Origin of the sequence: Leptospira inadai serovar Lyme str. 10, assembly GCF_000243675.2 — a bacterium.
Taxonomy (GTDB): Bacteria; Spirochaetota; Leptospiria; order Leptospirales; family Leptospiraceae; genus Leptospira_B; species Leptospira_B inadai.
The window spans coordinates 244,153-265,550 of record NZ_AHMM02000024.1; the positions used below are offsets into that span (position 1 = coordinate 244,153).

Annotated in this window: 20 protein-coding genes; 7 read left to right on the top strand and 13 right to left on the bottom strand. The window is 44.0% G+C overall.

Features of this window, described 5'->3' with window-relative positions; translation table 11 throughout:
• Positions 1-12 precede the first annotated feature (12 nt).
• A complete protein-coding gene (locus LEP1GSC047_RS15000) occupies positions 13-1,443 on the bottom strand; it encodes a UTP--glucose-1-phosphate uridylyltransferase (RefSeq protein WP_010409801.1) in 1,431 nt (476 codons plus the stop codon).
• Positions 1,431-1,832, bottom strand: coding sequence for a hypothetical protein (locus LEP1GSC047_RS15005; RefSeq protein ID WP_010409803.1), 402 nt, complete (start codon positions 1,830-1,832; stop codon positions 1,431-1,433). The genes LEP1GSC047_RS15000 and LEP1GSC047_RS15005 overlap by 13 nt, the downstream gene beginning before the upstream one ends.
• A gap of 51 nt (positions 1,833-1,883) precedes the next feature.
• Between LEP1GSC047_RS15005 and LEP1GSC047_RS15010 the strand changes: the two genes are divergently transcribed.
• The gene (locus LEP1GSC047_RS15010) at positions 1,884-2,717 is read left to right on the top strand and encodes an esterase/lipase family protein (RefSeq protein WP_020988942.1); all 834 of its coding nucleotides are present in this window, start codon (positions 1,884-1,886) and stop codon (positions 2,715-2,717) included.
• A gap of 17 nt (positions 2,718-2,734) precedes the next feature.
• On the opposite strand, the gene LEP1GSC047_RS15015 is transcribed toward LEP1GSC047_RS15010, so the two are convergent.
• From LEP1GSC047_RS15015 to LEP1GSC047_RS15025, 3 genes are read right to left on the bottom strand one after another with little or no spacing between them, the layout of a single operon-like run.
• Entirely contained in the window at positions 2,735-3,286 is a 552-nt protein-coding gene (locus tag LEP1GSC047_RS15015; RefSeq protein WP_010409808.1) for a CsgG/HfaB family protein, read from the bottom strand.
• A 13-nt stretch (positions 3,287-3,299) separates the two neighbouring features.
• Entirely contained in the window at positions 3,300-5,438 is a 2,139-nt protein-coding gene (locus LEP1GSC047_RS15020; RefSeq protein ID WP_010409810.1) for a 7TM diverse intracellular signaling domain-containing protein, read from the bottom strand.
• Positions 5,439-5,449: 11 nt separating this feature from the next.
• Positions 5,450-6,682: a TraB/GumN family protein gene (locus LEP1GSC047_RS15025; RefSeq protein WP_020988892.1), complete on the bottom strand. Its 1,233-nt coding sequence runs from the start codon at positions 6,680-6,682 to the stop codon at positions 5,450-5,452.
• A gap of 224 nt (positions 6,683-6,906) precedes the next feature.
• Between LEP1GSC047_RS15025 and LEP1GSC047_RS15030 the strand changes: the two genes are divergently transcribed.
• From LEP1GSC047_RS15030 to LEP1GSC047_RS15045, 4 genes are all read left to right on the top strand, one after another.
• Positions 6,907-7,413: a chemotaxis protein CheD gene (locus tag LEP1GSC047_RS15030; RefSeq protein ID WP_010409814.1), complete on the top strand. Its 507-nt coding sequence runs from the start codon at positions 6,907-6,909 to the stop codon at positions 7,411-7,413.
• A 6-nt stretch (positions 7,414-7,419) separates the two neighbouring features.
• Positions 7,420-8,271, top strand: coding sequence for an HDOD domain-containing protein (locus LEP1GSC047_RS15035; protein ID WP_010409816.1), 852 nt, complete (start codon positions 7,420-7,422; stop codon positions 8,269-8,271).
• The gene (locus LEP1GSC047_RS15040; protein WP_010409818.1) at positions 8,268-8,807 is read left to right on the top strand and encodes a shikimate kinase; all 540 of its coding nucleotides are present in this window, start codon (positions 8,268-8,270) and stop codon (positions 8,805-8,807) included. Before LEP1GSC047_RS15035 ends, LEP1GSC047_RS15040 begins: the two co-directional genes overlap by 4 nt.
• A gap of 260 nt (positions 8,808-9,067) precedes the next feature.
• Positions 9,068-9,961 carry a tyrosine-type recombinase/integrase gene (locus LEP1GSC047_RS15045; protein ID WP_010409821.1) on the top strand — a complete coding sequence of 298 codons (894 nt, stop codon included), beginning with the start codon at positions 9,068-9,070 and terminating at the stop codon, positions 9,959-9,961.
• Positions 9,962-10,037: 76 nt separating this feature from the next.
• Here the strand turns inward: LEP1GSC047_RS15045 and LEP1GSC047_RS15050 are convergent, their stop codons facing one another.
• From LEP1GSC047_RS15050 to LEP1GSC047_RS15080, 7 genes are all read right to left on the bottom strand, one after another.
• Positions 10,038-11,465: an MFS transporter gene (locus tag LEP1GSC047_RS15050; RefSeq protein WP_010409823.1), complete on the bottom strand. Its 1,428-nt coding sequence runs from the start codon at positions 11,463-11,465 to the stop codon at positions 10,038-10,040.
• Positions 11,450-12,739: an alanine racemase gene (locus LEP1GSC047_RS15055; protein WP_010409826.1), complete on the bottom strand. Its 1,290-nt coding sequence runs from the start codon at positions 12,737-12,739 to the stop codon at positions 11,450-11,452. Before LEP1GSC047_RS15055 ends, LEP1GSC047_RS15050 begins: the two co-directional genes overlap by 16 nt.
• 53 nt (positions 12,740-12,792) lie before the next feature.
• Complete coding sequence (locus tag LEP1GSC047_RS15060; RefSeq protein ID WP_010409828.1) at positions 12,793-13,413, bottom strand: trimeric intracellular cation channel family protein; 621 nt, start codon at positions 13,411-13,413, stop codon at positions 12,793-12,795.
• Positions 13,414-13,417: 4 nt separating this feature from the next.
• Entirely contained in the window at positions 13,418-14,221 is an 804-nt protein-coding gene (locus tag LEP1GSC047_RS15065; protein WP_010409832.1) for an SDR family oxidoreductase, read from the bottom strand.
• A gap of 55 nt (positions 14,222-14,276) precedes the next feature.
• Positions 14,277-15,383 carry an MBL fold metallo-hydrolase gene (locus tag LEP1GSC047_RS15070; RefSeq protein WP_373364531.1) on the bottom strand — a complete coding sequence of 369 codons (1,107 nt, stop codon included), beginning with the start codon at positions 15,381-15,383 and terminating at the stop codon, positions 14,277-14,279.
• Positions 15,384-15,509: 126 nt separating this feature from the next.
• Positions 15,510-15,878: a hypothetical protein gene (locus tag LEP1GSC047_RS15075; RefSeq protein WP_010409836.1), complete on the bottom strand. Its 369-nt coding sequence runs from the start codon at positions 15,876-15,878 to the stop codon at positions 15,510-15,512.
• Positions 15,879-15,925: 47 nt separating this feature from the next.
• Positions 15,926-18,160: an adenylate/guanylate cyclase domain-containing protein gene (locus LEP1GSC047_RS15080; RefSeq protein ID WP_010409837.1), complete on the bottom strand. Its 2,235-nt coding sequence runs from the start codon at positions 18,158-18,160 to the stop codon at positions 15,926-15,928.
• 213 nt (positions 18,161-18,373) lie between these two features.
• Between LEP1GSC047_RS15080 and LEP1GSC047_RS15085 the strand changes: the two genes are divergently transcribed.
• Together LEP1GSC047_RS15085 and LEP1GSC047_RS15090 are read left to right on the top strand one after the other, a co-directional pair.
• Complete coding sequence (locus LEP1GSC047_RS15085; protein WP_010409839.1) at positions 18,374-18,853, top strand: peroxiredoxin; 480 nt, start codon at positions 18,374-18,376, stop codon at positions 18,851-18,853.
• A 1-nt stretch (position 18,854) separates the two neighbouring features.
• Positions 18,855-20,651, top strand: a complete 1,797-nt coding sequence (locus LEP1GSC047_RS15090; RefSeq protein WP_258028518.1) for a M61 family metallopeptidase — start codon at positions 18,855-18,857, stop codon at positions 20,649-20,651.
• Here LEP1GSC047_RS15090 and LEP1GSC047_RS15095 read toward each other — a convergent pair.
• Entirely contained in the window at positions 20,638-21,390 is a 753-nt protein-coding gene (locus tag LEP1GSC047_RS15095; RefSeq protein ID WP_010409844.1) for an SDR family NAD(P)-dependent oxidoreductase, read from the bottom strand. The genes LEP1GSC047_RS15090 and LEP1GSC047_RS15095 overlap by 14 nt on opposite strands.
• Positions 21,391-21,398: the final 8 nt, after the last annotated feature.

The window sequence follows — 21,398 nt, forward strand, 5'->3', positions numbered from 1 at the left end:
ACGACTGTTGTTTTATGTAAAGCGGAAACGTATTGTTTCTCCGGAGATCCGATTTTTGCCGAGCTCGGAAACTTTTTTCTGCGATCCGCTAGGATTGGATATGATTACGTCACCTTCTATCTCTAAAGGAATATCAAATACGACATCTCCTTCGACCCGCAACGAGGTGCAGCGCACTAATGACGGAAGAGCTAGCATTCTTGCAGTAAAGTCATTAATTTTCTTATAATAAATATCATCCATCTGGACGATCACTTCTCCTAAACCCGCATTTTTGCGTTCCTCTGTCATCGTTATAGAAAAGTCCGAATGCAAAGTATATGCGTCGGAGCGTCGGACAAGGTAGTCTTCGCATTTTTTTACCGGAGCGAATCGATCGCGCGGAATAATGATTCCTTTAGCTTTTGGAAAGTTTTGAATAGCGGATCCCATTGCGGTTTCCAACTGTAGGACCTCCTGCCCGTCGACCATCTTGGGATTTACAATCAAGGATAAGGAAAATTTTCCGGAAACTAAACGCTCTTTTAGCGCATCCAGGCGAATCCATAGATTATTGGTGGAAAAACTTCGAAATTTGGAAACTCCTTCAAACTCGTGCATATGATTCGAAGGAACCTGCGCGGTTTCCAGCAATTGGTAATTCAGCTTTTTACCGTTGACTGTCCTTCGAAAAATAGCCCCCCCTTTCTTATCAGCCAGGGTTTTTGGGGTCATCTCCATACAGAATTCCAGCTCTTCCTCCATCATGTACCGTAAGATTCCAGGATGAACAGTGGCACCTAAATTATCTCCGTTTGAGACGAAGGCGACTTTATATCCTTTCTCGAGGAGCAAATCTAGGATGCCTGTTTCCAGTAGCGTAAACCAAATATCACCGTGACCGGGCGGACACCACTCTTCATTTTCATCCCCGGGGACCTCCAACGGCTTTAGACTATTCTTGAGAAGCCTTGGAACCTTATGCTGCAAAAAGCTTGTCGGAAAAGATTGAGAAAATCCGATTCGCTTTAACTCCGCCTGACTCTGCTCCAAAGTGCTGAAGCTATCCATAAGCAATAGCGGGACTTCGATCTTGTATTCTTTCCGAATAAACTCGATCTGCCGAGCGACAATCTCCAAAAAAGACATTCCGTCCTTGATTTCTATGAGAGATTTCGGGCCGGACAATCCCATGCTCGTTCCTAATCCGCCGTTCAGCTTAATGACTACGAGTTCGTTTAAAATGGACGGGTCCGGCCTGCCTCTCGATTCGATCACTTCGAGAGAAATTTCGTCCGAGTTAGAGTCAAGATCTCCGACCTCTTCCCATTTTACGATTCCGGTCTCCCCATTTCGAACCTCGTCGACTTTCGACAAAAAGTCCGAAATGAATTCCGCAGAAAGTCCGGCCTTAAGCATCTTCGCTTGGATCAGTACCTCCGATTCCGCTTTCATCGAATCCATCGAATAATCCCCCTTGTATCGTAGGCCTCGTCAAATTCGCCCAACTCTACTTCGTACTTTTCCGAAGATACGGGATCGTAGAAAAGCTTAACTTTCACTTCCCTACCTCCGTCTTGCTGAACGGGTTTTTCCGCCTCTTCCCCGTAACGTGGAAGAAACACGAGATAGGTATAGATATAGACGGTCTTCTTTGACGACTTTCTGTATTGAAGGATCCCCTTGCCGCTTACATCCCTCTTTACTATCTTAGTAAACGGTACCGGAAACGTTCTGTTCCAAGTAGAAAGTAGAATCCTGTCAAGCTCGGAATATTTCGGTATATTCGAGTAGACAGGAGCGGCCACTAAGAAGAAGATTAAAACAAGTTTGGACCAATTTTTTCCCAACATCGAAACCTTCTGACATATTGCAGTTAACCCCGGATACTTCAAGCTTTTCGTATGAAAAAAACCTTCGCAAGCGTACGCGAATTCTACTACAGCATCGTTGAAATATTCTCGTTTCTTTTCTCTTTGGCGACTTGCTATCTTCCGGAGACTCGGGAAACTCCGATCGAGCAAGCCGACATTCTCATCGTTCCCGGTTTTTTTTCCGGACCCGTATATTACAAAAAACTTACAAGAAAACTGGAAAAGTCGGGATATAAACCCAAAATCCTAAAAATTCCTCCGATTTTTTTAAACACGACAAATATCATCCGGTCCCTCGATTCCCAACTGAAAAACCTGCCGAAGAAATACGTTTTTCTAACCCATAATACGGGAGGTCTTTTATGCCTACTATTACCGGATACGTCTAGAAGAAAAGTTGGCGCCTTGATCACGTTAGGAACTCCGTTTCGAGGGACCTCCCTCTTCCGTTTTTTCGGGCCGAAAGAATTAGGGTGGAAATCCCCTTTGCTGGAAAAGATGTTCAACACCTTTCTTTTTATGGATCGCTTTCAACCGCTTTCCCCGTGGAAGGAACTTTTTTTTCTACCCAAATCTTCTTCGGAATTCGGGCAAGGAAGGGATCTTTGGTTCGACGTCGTAGGAAATTTTAATATCGTACGAGTGGAGGAAAATCTACGTAGCATTAGCGACTACTTACAAAAGAATCATCCGCCAAGCGCGTCCTCAAAACACCACTCTCAATCGGATAAAAATCGGATCCTAGAAACCGAAATTCTCGAAGTCGAGAAGCCGTCGAAAATTAAAAAGAAAGTTCGAAGGGCCGAAATAAAAAAACCGATCGGAAAGAAAAAGGTGCAGCCCGCTCGGAAGAAGCGCAAATAGGAAGCGAAATCGAAAGCTTATTGAATACGTTCCCTAAATTTGGAAAACGTCTCGTCATTGGAATCGAAACGAACTTCCGTAGTCGCAAGAATAACTCCGGCAAGCGAAACGATACGAAGATTCAATAAAAAATCCTGATCCTCGAAAAGTATCTGCCCCAAGAGCAGATATTCGGCCCCGGAAAGTTTTCCGAGTGAAATTACCTGATCCGAAAGAACTAATCCGCTTTCCTGAAAAGTCTGTTCGCTCACTACCCGATTCAGCCGGTCCCTTTCCAATAAGATAAAAACGTTCGGATCGAAAAGTTCCTTCGTCAATTTGTCGGTCAAAATTCCGCCCAACTGGGACTTTGATCCGTCACCGTTAACTATATTTAAAATTCCTAATCTACCCGGCATTTTTCCGCCTTGAGATTTTGCGGATGCGACGAATTGATTCTTTAAATCCGCGGCGATAGTTTTTACGGCACTCTCCAAATCGGGAGCCTTATTTTTTGTTCCTAAGGAGGAGCAGTTTATCAAGAGGATCCCGACTGTACCGATTAGAAGTAAATTACGAAAAAATGTCATAGGCCGACCCGAATCAAAAATATTTTACGAGAGTCACTTGATTTCCGTTGCTATTGAACTTTACGACGTCGAACGTGGAGAGTGTGAGAGTCAAACCTCTTCCGTGAGTCATACCCTCCGAATTCAATTGTTCCATCTTATTCTTTAACGTTCGAGCATGATTAAAACCTTTGCCTTCGTCGGTAATTCTTACTCCAAAACGATCGGCCGAAAGCGAATATTCGACCTTGATTTTTTTCCCTTTGTAATACGGATCCTTTTGCCGTTCCTGGACGAATCGAAAATAATTTCCGTCTTCCATAGCTCGCGTCTTTTCGTCGAAACTGATATTCAAATTTCCGTGCTCGATCGCGTTTATGATCATTTCTCGTAAACAATTCCTGATCGCAACGACAGTTCCCGTATCGGTAAATCGAAATAAATTCGCGGTCAACCTCTGGCTCAATAACTCCGCATTTTGAAGGTAATTATTTGCGGAGAAAACGAGTTTTTCGCTATCAACAAATCTTGCCATCAGATCCTGATCCGGTTCGTAGGCTCGTCCCAATATTTCTCGTTGGCCTTCGTATTCTAAAACTTGAAACTGGACCTGAAGTTCCTTAGGCTCTCTAAGATATTTTTGTAAAAACTCCGCCAAGAATCGGACCGGCTTTCCTTCGGAAGAAAGTTCCTCCAATTTTTCCAAGACATACAGCTTTTTATACGCGTCCTGAATTCCGCCGGATTTGTACACCAGCTCCATAAAATTTTTACCGATGATTTCCGGCGGTTTATACCCTAGGTGCTTTGCCACGGAGCGGTTCGCTGCCAAGACGGTCCAATTTTGATCGATGGAGAAAAGGAAGTCCTCCTCCGCTTCGAACAAACTCCGGTACTTCGCCTCGGATTCTTCGGCATTAACCCGCATTTTATCCAGTTCAAGAACACGATCGCTTAACTCGTCGGAAAGACCCTTAATTCGGTCGGCAAGTCCTAAAGATAATAGACTTACTTCCATCACGGAACCGATTTGGATTCCGTAAAGCGTAAAGAAATTATCGGGTAAAAGACCGAACGATTTTATCCCGAAGAGGAAACTAAATAAGATAAAGACCGACCAAGCCAATAGAAAATAGCGTGCCTCTCTTCTTCCGGCCAAAAGACATTGTACGCCGTTGAAGACCAGGAAGCCGAGCGTCAAAAACATAACCACGAGACTAAAGACGATCGAAGTCCGATAGTCTAGAAGCGTCAATGTGGAGACCATTCCGAGTATCTGAAGGAAAAAAAGGAAATTATAGATGCGAGCCGATTTCGGCGTATATTTCGCCGCTCCTAAAAAAGAACGACCGAATAAAGAAACCGTAAATAATCCCAAGAAAAGAAAGAAAGGAAGACTAAAATTCGCCCACACCGTCGAATTTCTCCAAAGGTATTGAAACGATAATCCGTTTAAAGTGAACTGAAAGAGTATGTAACTTAAAATATAAACGACGTAATACAAGTAGCTTCGATCCCGGATGGAAAAGAATAGAAACAGGTTATAAACCACCATCACCAGCGTAGAGCCGTAGTAAAAACCGAGCGCGAGCTGTTCGGTAAAAACGTGCTCGGCAAAACGGTTTTGAGTAAACGCTAATAACGGAAGAAGAACGGAACTTTTGGTAACGACTCTGAAATAAATTTCGCGACGACTCGAAGGAGATTCTTGAAATGAATAGGCAAAATTGCGGTATTCCATCTGCCTCGAGCTAAAGCCTCGCATATCGCCCGACATATTTACCGGATCGTTTCCGGAAGTGCTGGTATATAGGTCGACGTAGTCCAGCAAAGGGTAATCGATTTCCAAGATCCAATCCCTCTTACTCGAAACCGGATTCGAAACTCCGAGTCGGATCCAGATAGCTGCCTCGGTATATCCGATACTATTCTGCTCCAGGGTTTTGAACAAACCGTTTGCAGAAGCTTCGCGCACCTCGGAAAAGGTCATCCTTCCGGAAGTATCTTTGAAAATGCTAATATACGGAAGTAAGGACATCCCGTCCATGTTTTCGGCGACTACTAAATCTTTGATCGTTTGCTTGGATAAAATTTCCTGGGAAGGGTAAAAGAAAAAAAACGCGGCACCTGCGATCGTAAAAAGGACTCCTAGATTTTTCCAAGCGCCGCGCATAAATCTTTCCGTCAACCGCCGATGATTTGGCTAAAAATTCGAGTGAATATTTCCGACAGTCTCTTGAACAACTCCGCAGTGACGATAAAGGTTCCGATGCTGCTGCCTATTTGGGGAAGCATAAAAACCAAAAAGATTCGAATCACGTTGTTCTGCCAATAACCTTTGAAACGTTCGGAATCTTCTCCTATTTTCTCAAAATCTTCCACGAGGGGTTTGCGCAACCATGATTCCGCAAGTGCAGCCACCCAACCCGGCTTGATAATAGGATTAAAATTTCCGATCGGGGCTGCGATGAAAGCGAGTAGAATCGAAATAGGATGAGCTAAAGCGATGATCGCGCCGATAGCGGCTAATGTTCCCTTTACGAGAACCCAGCGAACGATGAACTCCTGCCCTGCTTCCTTTCCTCCGAACAATACTAACGTAGAGACCAGGATCAGAATGATCGCCGGAAATAAGAACGGGCGAATTTTATCCCAAGAGCCTTTGCTCGGAAGAATATCCAAATGCGTGACCGATTGATCCGATGCGATATTCTTCATGATCCCTTCTAAATGTCCGGCTCCGACTACCGCAAAGATTTTCCTTCCATGTTTTGCGGCTTCCCGAATCCGTTGGGCAAGGTACGCGTCTCTTTCATCAATGATGACGTTCTTTACCGATTCATAACGGGACGGTAGCTGGGAGAATAAATCCTTCAGTACGTCGTCGGATTTCATTTCCTCTATCTTTTCGGCGGAAATTTCTTCCTTCACGAACAGGGAAGTCACTAACGCCGAAAATAGATACATTCGATCCCAAAAACCGACTTTCCACCAGGCTCTTTTTAAAGTGATGGAGATTTCCCGATCAACGGGAAATATTCTGGCCCCAGTGCGTTCTCCTTCTTCGATGGCTCTGCGCATTTCATCGCCGGGACGAATGCTTCCATTACCCATCTTCTTTTGGAATGAGGAAAGAATTAGGCTGGAAAGAAGTAGCCACATTTTTCTTTCCTTGAATACCTTGAAAATATCCAATTTCTTCCAATGGTCCGGATCCTTAACGGACCTCATCCGAGAACCGCAAAGTTCCACACAAATGACGTCCGGTTTTTTTTCGGAAACGATTCGGGAGACTTCTTCTATGCTTTTTTGGCTAATATGCGCCGTTCCCAAAATCGTGATCACGGATCCGTTTAGGTCGAATGTTCGAATCGGTTCGGTGGATTCGGCGGTTTGTGTGGGAGAATTTGATTCCATTTTCTTTCTCCGGATAGTTTCGTCCGGTCGATAAGAGATGAAACTCAATTTTTAAGCCGGACCGGAGATTTCCGACGCGTTTTTCGCTCTTTTCTCCGTCTCTTGAAATAAAGAAAGGGATGTAATTTGTCTCTTTCTAAAAAATGATTTGAAGGATTCTTCAGGGGCGGCAAACTAAACGCCGTTTTCAAACGCTTTTTGCAGAGAAAAATAAAACCTTCACCATGCTTAACAAGGACGTAAAAATCATCAACGTTGGAATTGCGGATTTGCAAGGAGGACAATCTCCTTCTGTCATTCGTACTACATTAGGCTCTTGCATCGGAGTCGTTTTCTATTCTCCGGACAAAAAGGTCGGGGCTATGGCGCATATTATGTTGTCTAGGGATCCGACCGGAAAAGATTCCGCGAAAAATCCCTATAAATACGCCGATACCGCTCTACCGGAATTGGTAAAAAAAATGACGGAACTCGGATGCTCCAAGGGCGAATATCATGCCCGCTTGTTCGGCGGTGCCTCCATGTTTAAGGGAATGAATTCCAGTTTTCTGCAGAATATCGGGGAACTGAACATTAGCGTAGCTCGGGAATTTCTGGAGAAGGAAAAAATCACCTTACTCGTCGAAGACGTTTCCGGGCACGAAGGTCGAACGATCAGTTTATATTTAGACGACGGACGAATTCTCCTTAAAAAAGGCGGATTTGAAAAGTACCTCTACAAGGTCAGGTAGGCGGAGATGAAGGAAAAAATAGACCAACTCTTCGAAAATGAAGCCCAACTACCGAAAATCTCTTCGGTGGTGAGCAAAGTAATGGAGATGGTGAATCGTCCGGACGTTGCCATTGCCGACTTAGCGAAAGAAATCTCTAAAGATCCCGGTTTAACGGCGGCGGTCATCAAGCTTTCCAACTCCGCATACTATAGGCCGACCAAACCCGTTAAAACGGTACAGGAATCCCTTATGACATTGGGGATCAAAACGGTCCGTGAAATGATTCTCTTAACCGAAGCCAAAGGGATTTTAAAGAAGGACCTAAAAGGCTACCAGATAGATGGGGAATCCAACTGGATGCATTCTTTAACCGTCGCCGAGCTTGCGATGAGAATCACCGTTCAGAAAAAGTTAAAATTTGATAAAGACGTCGCATTTACCGCAGGGCTACTGCATAATATCGGAAAGGTAATCCTATCCGAATTTTTTCCGTCGATCATCCTACAACTGAGAGCCGAACTACAAACGTACGAAGGACCCTACAAAGACCTGGAAAGAAAATACTTCGGGTATACGCACGAGGAGGCCGGGGCGAAACTTTTAGCTAAATGGAATTTTCCAGAAGAATTGGTAGAAGTCGCTAATTTCTATACTGAACCCGAAAAAGCTGTGAAATTTCCCGAGCTAGTTTCGGTGGTTCATATCGCCCATTGTGTCGTAATTTTAAGCGGAATGGGAATTGACATAGGCGGTCTCCGCACGCCACTCTCCCCGCAAGCCCTCAAAGTAGCAGGAGTAACGGATGGTGATCTACAGATGTACTACACCCTTCTTCCTGAGATTGCGAGGCATCTTGCGGAGCTGATCGCTGTTTGAAAAATCTTGCGTTGATCGGCCCTAGAGGGGTCGGAAAGTCGAAAATTTCTAGGAAGCTTGCTAAATTAACAGGCAGGCCTGCCATTTCAACGGACATGATTGCCGTTTATGAAGCAGGAGGAATTTCGATTCCGGACTTCATTCAAGCAAACTCGGGTGATTGGAAACCGTTCCGAGACCTAGAGTACAAAATCTTAACAAAATTATCCGGCTCCAACGGCTTAATTTTAGACTGCGGCGGTGGAATACTCTTCGATCTCGATGCAAACGGAAAGGAGATTCCGAGCGAACGAAAAATTCAGCTTTTGCGCAAGGACTCTATCGTAGTGTCTTTATCCCGTCCAACTGCATATTTAGTAGAAAAAATTCAAAACGATTCGACGCGTCCTCCTCTTAATTCAGTAATTTCCTATAAAACAGTACTGGAATCACGATTACCGCATTATCGTGCGCACTCAGATTTTCAAATTGCTCTAGATGACCGCAAAATAGAAGAAGTGTGCGAAGAAATCCTACGCAAATCCGGATGGCTCTGATTGATCGCGAACGATTTGCCTTTACTTTAACGACTCTAAATACAAACCAATCAAACGAATCTAGGAAATAAGAAATCACTTTACGAGATTTTGAACTTCTTGAAATGTTCGTTTAACGGCCTTGTTCAAGCTCATTCGTTTTTCATGCGGATAAGTAAAGAATAGGAACGTGTTTTAAAAATATAGAATGTCCTATAGCGATGATCAAAAGGGGAAAGAATTCCCGAATACCATGACTAAGAAAAAACTAGAGGTCACGCATGTTAGATACAGAAATTCCGAAGAAGAACAAAGCTTCTTTCGAGAAACTTGTAAAATTGATTCGTCAGAGGAACTATAAGAAAGCAACCGAATACACATATTTAAGATACAATTTAGATTTTCTCCTTTTTGCCGATAAGCCGGCTGAGAAAGTCGTCACCAAAGATATTGAAAAGTATCTAGAGCATTTAAAAAAGAGAAAAGTATCGTCCTCGACGATACAAATCAATATCAGTTCGCTAAAGATGTTCTTTGAAGAAGTCCTGAATATGGATGTCTTCGACGATTTTACGCGCCCAGCACGCGAATACAAAACGCCGAAAGTGCTTACGGTAAAGGAAGTTTCCGCATTATTGGAGGCTTCGGCCTTGTCACCCCGCTCCCATCTCTTAGTCGGACTCGCCTACTATGAAGGACTCCGCGTCGGAGAAATCGTTCGCCTAAAATGGGGACAGTTCGATTTAAACAAAAAATCGCTGTATGTCGATTCTCCCGTCCCCACTCAAAAGAGGACAGTGATCTTAGACAATGAACTCTTAAAAATCCTAAAGCGGTTCGAAAAAGAAGTCGGCGCCGAAAAAGGATCGCATCTTTTTCCGGGCAAATTCCGAGGAAAACCCTTAACCTCGCGCAACGTGGAACGATTAATCGGCGATTTGGCAAAAGAAGCGGGAATAAAGACAATCGTAACCTTATTTACGCTCCGGCATAGCCGAGCCGTTCATCAGTTAGCGGAAGGAAAAACGTTGGAGGAGATTCGAGACTTTTTAGGGCATAAGAGTCTTGCTACGACCGAAAGTTATCTGCCGATTCGAAAAAATCTTCGTCCGCAAGTCCGTCAAAAACATATTCAAGACGCCTTAAAGGAAATTAGAAAGAAATATCGAAAATAAATTTTTCGTTTACGGAGGTATATAAACTAAATTTCAAATTTAGTTTATATACCTCTTTCAATCGGGATGAAACCGATCATCCTCGAGTTCTACCTTCCCGCATCAGGCGCATCTTTGTTCTAAACGCCCGTCTTCTGATAAGCAAGGTTTGAATCCGTTTGTGCTTAGAATCTACCAGAGGCATTCGCATAAAAACAAGGGCGCTTAAAATAAAAAAGCTCCCGACCACCGGCCCGAATAGTATCGTCAATCGCCATCCAAGTTCGGGGGATTGAGTTATCGCTCCCTCTCGATAACCGATCGCCTCTAAAATGAAACCCAAAAACGCGAGGCCTAACGCTCGAACGACTTTGGTCGCCATTTTCCAAAATCCGAAATACGCTCCTTCTTTTTTATCACCGGTGACCAATTCATCGTAATCCACTACATCCGCAACCAAGGAATCGAAGAGCAAAATCGAGCCTGCGCAGATCCCTCCGACGAACGCTGCGATTAACGGAGCCGTATAAGAGCCGATCGGGAAGAGCGGATACGAGACCACCGTCATAATTCCCAAACCGAGACTCCCCCAAAATGCGGGACGCTTTTTCCCGTACTTCTTAGCCAAGAAAAGCCAGAGGGGAATGGAAACGAGTAGGAAGAAAACGAACGGTAGTAAGATACGGACAACTACCTGAGCGTCCTCCAAAAGAAGTCGTTGTTTATAATATAGTAAACCTATCGAAGAATTTAAAGTTCTTGCTAATGCGGCAATTATGAAAGCGAAAAGTAGAGGAAGAAAGAAACCGTTCTTGATCACGGAAAAGAATGAATGGAAAAAACCCGTTCCCCGCCTTTTTTCAATGTGCAAATTTTCGAGGGGAATGTCCCTCCCTTTCGTTACACTGAATGCAAGTAAGGCCGTAAGAATCAGAACGATTCCCACAATCATAGAGGAAGAGCTCCGTGATAGAAATAGACCGCCGCCTGTTCCGATAAAAATCGCAGGTAATAGTAGACCCGATAAAAGACCTAAATTCGCAAAAAACAATCTCCAACCGAAAATTTTATTTCTTTCTTCTCTCTCAAAGGAAAGTTCTCCGCCCAACGCGATATGCGGCACCGCTAAAACGGTCATGAAAGTATTTACCAACGAATACATTCCAAGTAGATAAAGGAACTTTCCGATCTGGGATTCGATAATCGGAGGCGTAAAAAGAAAATACACGCTCACGCCGAGAAGTAGACCGCCGCCGATAATGTACGGTCTTCTTCTTCCCATCTTCGATGGGGTTCGATCCGAAATCGCGCCCATCAAAGGATCGCTGACTGCGTCCCAGAGAATCGCGGCCAACATTGCCAGTCCGAAAAGTGACGGCTTTAGCCCTACGACTAAAACGTAAAATTCGAGAAGGTAAATTTGAGCCAGAGTTTCGACTGCAGTGATTCCGATTTCAGTCGACGCATATCCCGCTTTTATCCCGTTTGTGAGTTCCTTTGCTTTCGAATTTAATTTAGAAAGCATTTCCAAGTGCCCGCTAATTTTCCGTTGCGCACAAGATGAATTTCGCCCATCTCGGCCATCACCTTTTCGCTCTGACTCGGGCGGAAGAACACGTAATCGTCCGGATAAAGATTCGTCGTTTTAGATCCGTTTAATATTCCCTGGTTCGTACTGGTACCGAACAGAGAGTTATCTTGAAGACCTTTCGGAGACTCCTTCTTTGCCAGGAAGGCTCCCCCGTAGGTAAAATAAGTAACTTGTAAATTCGGATCCCAAATCGGAAAAAGAAAGGAAACCGATTCCAAAAAAGGAATCGTAGTCCCTTCCAACCTTTTCAATACCGGAGTCGCAATAAACACGGCAGGCGTATGATCTTCAAGACTATCCACATCGAAATCGGTCGGCTTTACTAGAGCGGAACCGACCGAAACATCGTTTACGATTCCGATATGTTTTTGATAGAACCGATACGTTTTACTCCCTCCTCCGTTTAAAATAAGATCCCTTTCGAATAATCCGGGATGGTTCTTTCTTCCCAATTTAATAAAAGAAGAATATCGATCCAATGATTGCTCTAGAGCTTCCTCCATAACGGTAATCTTATTCCCTAAAATCGTCGGAGCCGAAGCGACATGAGGCTCGTATCCCATAAACCCGGAAAAGGATAGATATTCAGGATTGGAAGAAATCAGTTTCAAGACCTTATCCATAGTTTCCGGATTCGGAAAACCGCCACGATGCAATCCGATATCGATTTCCAAATTTAAGTCGAGTTTGCACCTGACTTTTTTTGCAAACTCGAGATATTGAATCGCTCGATCCGGCGTATCGACTAACCAATGAATTTTCTCTACCGACGCCTTCGATGTCTTATGAAAGATCTGCGCTAAGGCCGTCGCAGGCATCGGTTTGCCTAAAAGAATATCGAATTTGCGAAATTCAGGATCCCTTAGTAACATAACGATATCTTCCGAGTGGAAAACCATCAGACGGTCGCTATCCGTCGCTCGGACTATATATCGTAGTAAATCGAGGGACGGTAAAGACTTTACGACGATTCTATAATGAAGAGGCGGTCGTAATTTTTCCTTTAAAAGTTGCAAATTCGAATCTAGACGATCTAAATCCAGTAAGACGATCGGTTTACCGGGCCCATGTTGCTTAAGCTCTAAGTTTAGAGATTTGAAATATTCGGAATAGGGAGCTCCTCTATCGGCAGGTTTTAGAAACGCTAATAATACTACACACATAAGTAAAATCGTTAGAACCCATCTGCGTAAATTAATTCTGTGCATGCTTTTACCGATCTATTCGAAAGTTATCTGGACACGTTTTATTAGACTGATTTCTATTCCGGAAGACGAAATTTCGGTAGGGCGAGATTGTATCGAACCGCAATAATCCGAATGAGAATGATTAGCGCCGCGGAGACCCCTGTGTTTAAATCGACGTTCACATCCGCCTTACTCAACAAAATGTAGAGTATCGACCCGGATAGACAGGCAGTGGCGTAAATTTCCCGACGAAAAATTAAAGGTACCTCATTGATGAGAGTATCCCGAATTACTCCGCCGAAAACGGCCGAAATCATTCCGAGAATGGATGCTGCGAATGGATTCACTCCGTAGGAAAGAGAGATTTTGGTTCCGATAACCGTATAGATGCCAATTCCGACCGTGTCAAAAATAAATATCCAACTCCGGTAACGCACCAGAAATCGGGTGAAGACGATCGTTATCAAGAAGCCCGCAAAAATCGCCCAAAGAACATTCGAATCCCTAACCCAAGACACGGGATAATTTCCGAGCGTTATATCCCTTAATGTCCCGCCTCCGATTGCAGTAATAAAACCGGTAAAGAAAACGCTAAACGCGTCGCTGTGATGCCCTTTCTTTTCCGATGCGGCCAGAGCTCCCGAAATAGCGAATACTACAACCCCGGCTAAATCGAAATAGGTCGAAAAGTTCAAGAACCTATACCGTATACGTCGCTTGCTTTCTCATGCCTTTGCTTCTAAGGGCGGGTCCTAGCAAGAGGCCAAGGAAAGGGAAGAAACCTCCTAGCTTCGCAAGAAACCCTCTCGAACCGGGAACGAGAACTTCTAAAGGTTTCTTAGGGATCACGTTTCGAAAGATGATATCCGAAACTTCTTCCACTGTCAAATATCGATTTCCGGAGAAAGTTAAGGAAGCGGATTCGTAATCCTTTTGCAAATCAAGCATCGGAGTTTTTATCGCGTCCGGACATACCGTCGTTACGAAAACGTTTTTCGGTCTGAGTTCTTCGGCAGCTGCCAGAGAAAACCCTCTCACCGCGAATTTGGAGGCGCTGTAAAGCGTTAGTCCGGAAATAGGTGCGACTCCCGCAAGCGATGCGATATTGATGATATGACCTCCCCCTTGATCGATCATACGTAGAGAGGCTTCCCTTGTGCCGTACATTAATCCTTTCGAATTGATATCGATGTGCCGGTCGATATCTTTCGGTTGAGTTTCATAGATATAGCCCGGGAGTAAATACCCGGCAACATTCATCAAAATATCCAGTCGCTCCCATTTTTTATAGAGAAGATCCATGACTTTTTTCCAGTCGGCAGCCGAGCTAATATCCAATTTCGATGTAATGACCCTATTCTTTTCCCCTTTCCATTTCGAGGCAAACGCGTTTAACGCTTTTTCGTTAATGTCAGTTAGAAAAATTTCATGCCCTCGAGCGAAAGAATCTTCGGCGAGTTTTTTTCCCAATCCGCCGCTTGCACCGGTAATTAATATTTTCATATTTTCTTCCTTATCCGCCGAAATTTTAGCGAGGCCGTAAACACGACCCCTATCGTCAAGATTTATTCCGCTTAATGCCCGGACTAATCGAATTACCGAACTGTAGCGGGCCGAAAGAAAACGTAGGATTCGTACCGGGGAAGAGCCAAAATCCCGTCATTTCCGAGGACGGTACTACATTATAAAATTCGGGATTTCTCGAGGATAATCCCGAGACTTCTTTCTCTAAAACCATGGAAATATATTGATCCAATCCGATCTCCAAAGTATTTCCATTTAGAATGACCTCCATGCCCGTTACCTTTGCGTATTTACGAATTCCCGGAATGCGGGATTTCGTAGGCGCATAACTATCGGCACAAACACCGTTTTCACTGGAAACGAAAATACCCTCCGGAGTGTGAGCGACCAAACTGTGATTTCCATACGTATGTCCGGGAGTTTTGATGAGAGCGACCCCTCCGCCTAATTCCACGTCCGAATCCAAAAGAACGATTCGATCCATGGAAATTCCTCCGGAACCGTTAGGGCAATACCAATCCGCCTGAGGCGGTAAGAGTCCTTGAATCGAATTCCATTCTTCCCTCATAACTAAAAGTTTCGCATTAGGAAAATATCCGGGTAGTCCGTTTGCTCCCAACCATTTTCGTAAATCCTGCGTATGCAAATGGTCGTAGGAAATATAATCCACCTGAGACGGCTCGACACCCGCGTCGGCAAGACATTCTTCTACGGTGTTCAAGGTTGGAGCCAAGATTTTCTTTCCGATATCTTTTAACGGACCGAAGTTTTCGGCGAATCGTTTAAAGAAGGGCGTCTCGGAATTTCCATCCAAATCCGAAGGAGAGAATAAGAGAGTCTTAACTCCTTCCGACGTTTTATACTGTATTATGAAAAGGCGATTTACTATATGCATCAGAGGAGTAGGAAGTGCAAACGCATTTAAGAGACCATACTTGGTCGGATACGGAACTTTGATCAAATCGTAGGACTTATAAAAGATGACCTGCGGGCCCGAAAGAATCCTTTCCCTAAATCTTCTCGCTCGTTTACGAACATCTTCAAGGCGATCCACAGGCGCAGGAAGGTCTCTCGAACCGAGAAAATCCCGAATCGGTTTGATTGTGCGTTCTCGCTTTGCGGAAGAGTTTGTTTTCTTTATTTTAGAAGCGGTCGGCTTTGCCACGGATTTCCTCAGAGCCTAGTTTCACTGATGGAACCGCTTCTTGTCAACCAGGAAGGCTTACCGCGTAGTTAGGGGCTACTTGGTAAGCGGACAAAGAGTAGCTTAAAAAGGTTTGTATAAAGCTATGTAACCTACGATTACTCCGAGGAACGGAAGAGAGAACCATAAAAACTTCGCTACGGAAGGTTTTTTATAGAATAGAGTCAGCAGTCCGCCAAAGAGTAACCAAAATAAGAATTTCGCAATGATCCAACCGGGCCAAGGCCAAATAATTCCTAATCTCGCCAGCATGCCGAAGCCGCCTAACAAAATTAAGAAAAGTCCGATACCGTGGGTCATCGCGATCAATTTTTTTTGGGCATTCTCCTTCGTACCGCCCCCAATCACATGCAGGGCAATCCCGCCGAAAGCCAAAAACAAAAATAAGATTCCGAGAATATGAACTAATTTGTAAACTGTGTAAGAAATCATCGAGGATAGATTCGACCATCGCTATCCCGTAGGAAAGCGAAAAAAAGCTATTTTTCCAATAGATGTTGTACACCGACCCAATTCCCGAGAGGCGGAGTTTCTATATACTCTTGGCAACGTTTACGATACAGTATCGCGACTATATCTTCGGGAAAAACCTTCAATGCCTGTTCGAAGTTTACTAATGAGTCTTTAAAGTTACCGACTTTATACAGGATAATTCCGCGCGACACTAAGGGCAATGTCGCTTCCTTTAGTTTACGAATATGCGGATCGTCGGCTTCATAGACTTCGTAAATAATGATGGGCTGACTTTTTCCTTTCACCACAACGGAATCCACTTCGCGAATCGCAACATCATCCGAAATTGTCAAGCTTGCTAACGTCTGTTGGGTTATCAGAATATCGGCTTTATATAGACTCGTAAGACTCTCTAATCTAGAAGCTACGTTAACCGTGTCGCCAATGACAGTCGTATCCAGTCGGTCCGAAGAACCTACGGTTCCCAACATTAAATTACCGGTGTTAATTCCTATTCCGATTCTTACTCCTTTTAGATGTCCTCCCTTGACCTCTACATCCAATTCGCGAATCCGTTTCTTCATCGCGATCGCAGCATAAACCGCACGATCCGCAGCCGACTTCCCTTCCCATTGATCCGGGGATTGAACGGCACGCTCGGCGGAGAAAAGGGCCAAAATCGCATCTCCCATGAACTTATCCACGAAGCCGTCGTATTTTTGAATCAGAGGTTCCATGCTCGCCAGATAGCCGTTGATAAATCGGAAATTTTCCTCCGGAGTCATTTTTTCGGAGATCGTTGTGAAAGACCGAATATCGGTAAACAAAACGCTCATTTCACGAAGCGCGGAATCCCCCAAGTTCACGTCTACCGCCGAATCTTTTCCTAGAACGCTTAAGAATTGCATGGGAACAAATCGGAAGAAAGCGTTCTTTTGTCGGGCCAATTCCAGCTTTTGATGACTGAGTTCTATATTTAAATCTTCGGACTGCTTATAAAGTTCGATGAAACGATTCGCTAAGATTGTCGTTAAGGATATTACGAATAAAAGATATGCGAATTGCGTAAATCGAATTCCGAGCTGAAAGAAGACCGAATCGAGTATATCGTAGACCGCAATAAATACTATGACGAACATACTGATCGCCATTAACGAGGCATCTTTCTTTCGTAAATACACAGCCTTGCCGATGAAATACAAAAGATATAATAAAGTGGGCACCATCGAAAATTGCCAGAGGCGCAAGCTTGTCATAAGAAACCGAAACGGCGCCAATAAGGAGAAGAAGAAAATCGCGAAACTCCAACCTGCGATCATCAGAATCGGAAGATTCGGTAGCGCTCGCCCGTAAAAATAATCATGTAGGAAAAGTAGAAATAAAGAGGCTAGTAAAGCTACGGATCCGTATTCCACCCTCGTTATCACGGCGGTATCCGCGACGACTTCGAAGGAAAGGGAAGAACGACTAAGAGAATAAACAGCCATCGCGATCGAAAAAACGCCGAAGTAAAGATTGTATTTGTCCGTGGTCCGCTTTGAAAAAATCAGCAAGTGATATAAACCGAAAAAAACGTATATCGTGTTTAGACTTAGATTTAATAGGACGCCCGCTTTTCGCGTAAAATCCACGTTCTGGTTTATCGAATATTCGCCGTCCACATAAAAACCGAGATCCGGATTTCGCGGAGCTATAAGTTCCGGGAGGGAGACTGCCGGCGCGTCACCGATTAAACGAAATACCAAACGATTCGTCCCCTGCTTTAATAAGCTAGAGTCCAATGGCAACCGAAGTTCACGAATCGTTCTTCTTCGCTCGATCTGCCCGTCCGAAGCCAAATGAACTTCGCTTTTTAGCAAATGACCGTTGAGAAAAATTTCCCAGTTTTCTCCTATGGAATTGATGAACAGCGAAATCGGCTCGGTGAAGTAATATTGCTTCGGATCTTCCTGTAGTACGAAGCGCGTCTGAAGAGTGAATTCCTTTGTCCCGCTGGAAATCGCGCTATCGTAAATCGCATTCAAAACAACGGGAAAAGATTCGATCTTCCTGATTTTGTTCGTAGATTCCTCGAATCCGTTTTTATACTCGGGACGGAACCCTTCCAACGAGTACCAATCGAGTCGTTTGAGATCTATATCTTTCCAATGCGACGCCGATACGGTCTCTTCGGCGATCAAAGGAAGAGAGAAAATTAAGAAAAGGGAGAGAAACCAAGAAAAAATCGAAATTTGAACGTCCGTCTTGTGTTTAAGCGACATGCGTTATGTTTATATTCCTATTCCCGGAGGGGATTTCTGTTAAAAGACCTTTCCAAAAGACGGGGCATAATGTTTCGGCAGCCCTGACGTTCCGGACGAGGTATTTCATTTGATGAGCAAAAGCATGATAATTCAAGTTTTTTACGGCAATTTTTTCCTTTTCCCTGACAGGAAATTTAGTACAACTATCCTGAAAAGAGGAGGAAGAAGCTCATGGTGGACAAATGGGAAGGCAAGAGATTGCCGGATGTAAGTTTAGAAAGCAGTACCGGGGGCACCGTTCATTTACCGAAGGATGCCGAGGGTTCATGGACCTTGTTGTATTTTTATCCTAAAGATGACACTCCCGGTTGCACCAAGCAAGCTTGTTCCTATAGAGATCATTTGGAAGATTTCCGGAAAGCGGGTGCAAAAGTTTTCGGAATCAGTTCCGACTCCTTGGACAGTCATAAGAATTTCATTAACAAATTCAATATAAGTTTCCCTCTTTTATCCGATCCCCAACAAACCTTGAGCGGGCAATTGGGAGTTTATGGAGATCAGGAATGGCAAGGCCGCGTATTCAAAGGATTATCTCGGGATACCTTCCTCTTAGGCCCCGATGGTACCATCAAAAAAGTTTGGAGAAAAGTGGATCCGACTAAGACGGTTTCCGAAACTTTGGATGAAATTTTAAAGGCGGCTCGAGCCTAGCGTGGGAATTAAGTTTTTTCTAGACACTTATTTAACTCATCAACATTATCTACAGGTGGAAATGGAGGTCCACCCCATGAAGAAGGAAACCTTTCTGTCCATTCCTACTTGGTCCCCCGGGTCGTATAAAATTAGAGATTATGCGAAATCCATTCATAAAATACGCTTAATAAATCCTAAATCGGGATGGACCATCGAGCAAACGGACTTAGATACTTGGAAAGTATATTCCAAAGGAGAAACGTTTCGTGTTTCGTATCTAGTGTACGGCTATGAACATACGGTTCGTACGAATTATTTTACGAGCGAATTCATTCTAATTCATCCGCCCGCGACATTTTTATACTCCAAAGATTTATTAAGTTCCGAAGTGGAAGTTTCTTGGAAGTCTCTCGCACCCTTTAAACACTGCTACACCGGGTTGAAACGAAAAGAGAACGCGAAATTGACCTGGAAGGCTTCGAATATCGACGAGTTATTTGACAGCCCGATTCTTCTCACTAACGAAAAGGAAATCCGTTTCGAAGCGCAATCCTGCCGTTTCGATCTCGTCGTTCTAGGTCATATCTCGGGTGCGGAAAAACGGAAAATAGCCGGTGATCTTTCCAAAGTAATGGATATGCAAATTCGATGCATGGGGGGAACCGAAAATTCATATTATTTATTCGTACTCGATATGACGGAAAACCTGTACGGTGGCTTGGAACATCTCAATTGTAGCATAAACCAGTTCGATCCGATAGGCGCCTTTTCCGGGGAAAATTATCGAACTTTAATCGAACTTCTTTCTCACGAATATTTTCATCATTGGAACGTAAAACGGATTCGACCAATCGCTTTGGGTCCGTTCGATTATCAAAAACCCAACCTGACAAAAGAGCTCTGGATTGCGGAGGGAATTACCAGCTTTTTTGACGCTTATTTTCTGCTATTATGCGACATTTATAACCCGCAACAATATCTGAATAAACTCTGGAAGGATATTCGGGAGCTGGAAGAATCCGAAGGCGAAAGTTGGATGAGCTTGGAAGAGTCCAGCTTTACGGCCTGGACTAAATATTATAATCGCCCCCTGGATCCGAACTTCGGAAACACCGGAATCTCCTATTATACGAAGGGGGCGATCCTATCGTTGAGTTTTCAGTTATTCGTCCTGGCTGAAACGAAAGGAAAGAAGTCTTTACTGGACATCATGCGCGAGCTTTATAAGAACTATTATCTGGAAAAAAAGCGCGGGTTCACTAAAGCCGAATTTTTTCAAGCGGCAAAGAAAGCGGTAGGTGTGGATCTGAAACTCGAATTCGATCCTTACATAACGGAACCGAAAAGAATACCGATCGAGAAGTACCTTGCTAAAATCGGAATCGAAAGAACTTCCTCGCCGCCCAAGTTAGAGCCCGGCTTTCGAGCCAAAGAAGAGAAAGGAAGGCTCGTCCTAAGTAAGATTAACCTTTCTAAGTCCGTTAAAAATGCCGATCTAAGCATCGGGGATGAATGGATCTCCATCGACGGAATTCGAGCCTTACCCAATAATTTCAAAGACTTATTAAAAAAATATAAACCCGGACAAAAAGCCGAACTTTTAATTGCAAGACGCGGAACGATTCTGAAGCGTAAGATTCAATTCGATAAAAAGCCTTCTTCAAACGAACTCTGGATAAACGACAAAATCGATGAAACCGTTTTATTATTGAGAGAAACGTTCCTGTCTCTTAAATCGATGCGAAATACCGTAATTAAAATAGAATCAAAAAAGAAGAAAATCGGAATCGCAGCTAAGACGATCAAATCGCGGTGATGCCTCCGTCTACGGCCCAATTGGCTCCGTTAATATAATGAGAGTCGTTCGAAAGTAAAAAGGAAGCTACACGAGCAATCTCTTCGGGATCCGCAATCGTTTTTGTCGGCGTCATGGATAGTATCTTTTTCCGGTGATCGTCGACCTGGTCTTCTTGGATTCCCATTTTCGTTTCTATGTATCCGGGGCTGATCGCATTGGCGGTAATTCCAAATTCTCCCCATTCCGCAGCTATGGATTTTACGAACCCGACTAAGCCGTGCTTTGAAGCGGAATAAGCCACCGACAAAGCGCTCCCCTTGACCGAGAGGGACGAGGCGATATAAATCAAGCGACCGAATTTTTGAGCCGACAAGACCGGTAAAAGCGCCTGCGTAATTTGAAAAGCAGAACGAAGGTTAATCGAAAATACCGCATCCCATTCTTCTAATGTAACTTCCGTGATTTTATGATACGGACCTCCGTACCCTGCGCAATGTACAAATCCTATTAAGCGACGTCCTTTTTCGGAGGGTACAAAGTTTTCCACGAATGATTCACATTCTTTCCGCACGCGATCGGCGGAAACAAGATCCGTAGAAACGAAGGATTCTCCCGGCTCGATCGTCGCAGGAGGATTCTTATCCCAATTCCAGACCGAAAAGCCGGCTGCCGTAAAATTTCGAACTAAGGCTCGCCCTACTCCGCCGCTGCCGCCTGTAACTAAAATGGAACCGAATTCTAAAGGATTTTTTAACAATTGCTTTC

Bases quoted from the DNA above. Each gene is read 5' to 3' on its own strand.
- LEP1GSC047_RS15000 (WP_010409801.1), bottom strand. From the start codon at position 1,443: ATGGATTCGATGAAAGCGGAATCGGAGGTACTGATCCAAGCGAAGATG.
- LEP1GSC047_RS15005 (WP_010409803.1), bottom strand. From the start codon at position 1,832: ATGTTGGGAAAAAATTGGTCCAAACTTGTTTTAATCTTCTTCTTAGTG.
- LEP1GSC047_RS15010 (WP_020988942.1), top strand. From the start codon at position 1,884: ATGAAAAAAACCTTCGCAAGCGTACGCGAATTCTACTACAGCATCGTT.
- LEP1GSC047_RS15015 (WP_010409808.1), bottom strand. From the start codon at position 3,286: ATGACATTTTTTCGTAATTTACTTCTAATCGGTACAGTCGGGATCCTC.
- LEP1GSC047_RS15020 (WP_010409810.1), bottom strand. From the start codon at position 5,438: ATGCGCGGCGCTTGGAAAAATCTAGGAGTCCTTTTTACGATCGCAGGT.
- LEP1GSC047_RS15025 (WP_020988892.1), bottom strand. From the start codon at position 6,682: ATGGAATCAAATTCTCCCACACAAACCGCCGAATCCACCGAACCGATT.
- LEP1GSC047_RS15030 (WP_010409814.1), top strand. From the start codon at position 6,907: ATGCTTAACAAGGACGTAAAAATCATCAACGTTGGAATTGCGGATTTG.
- LEP1GSC047_RS15035 (WP_010409816.1), top strand. From the start codon at position 7,420: ATGAAGGAAAAAATAGACCAACTCTTCGAAAATGAAGCCCAACTACCG.
- LEP1GSC047_RS15045 (WP_010409821.1), top strand. From the start codon at position 9,068: ATGTTAGATACAGAAATTCCGAAGAAGAACAAAGCTTCTTTCGAGAAA.
- LEP1GSC047_RS15050 (WP_010409823.1), bottom strand. From the start codon at position 11,465: ATGCTTTCTAAATTAAATTCGAAAGCAAAGGAACTCACAAACGGGATA.
- LEP1GSC047_RS15055 (WP_010409826.1), bottom strand. From the start codon at position 12,739: ATGCACAGAATTAATTTACGCAGATGGGTTCTAACGATTTTACTTATG.
- LEP1GSC047_RS15065 (WP_010409832.1), bottom strand. From the start codon at position 14,221: ATGAAAATATTAATTACCGGTGCAAGCGGCGGATTGGGAAAAAAACTC.
- LEP1GSC047_RS15075 (WP_010409836.1), bottom strand. From the start codon at position 15,878: ATGATTTCTTACACAGTTTACAAATTAGTTCATATTCTCGGAATCTTA.
- LEP1GSC047_RS15080 (WP_010409837.1), bottom strand. From the start codon at position 18,160: ATGTCGCTTAAACACAAGACGGACGTTCAAATTTCGATTTTTTCTTGG.
- LEP1GSC047_RS15085 (WP_010409839.1), top strand. From the start codon at position 18,374: ATGGTGGACAAATGGGAAGGCAAGAGATTGCCGGATGTAAGTTTAGAA.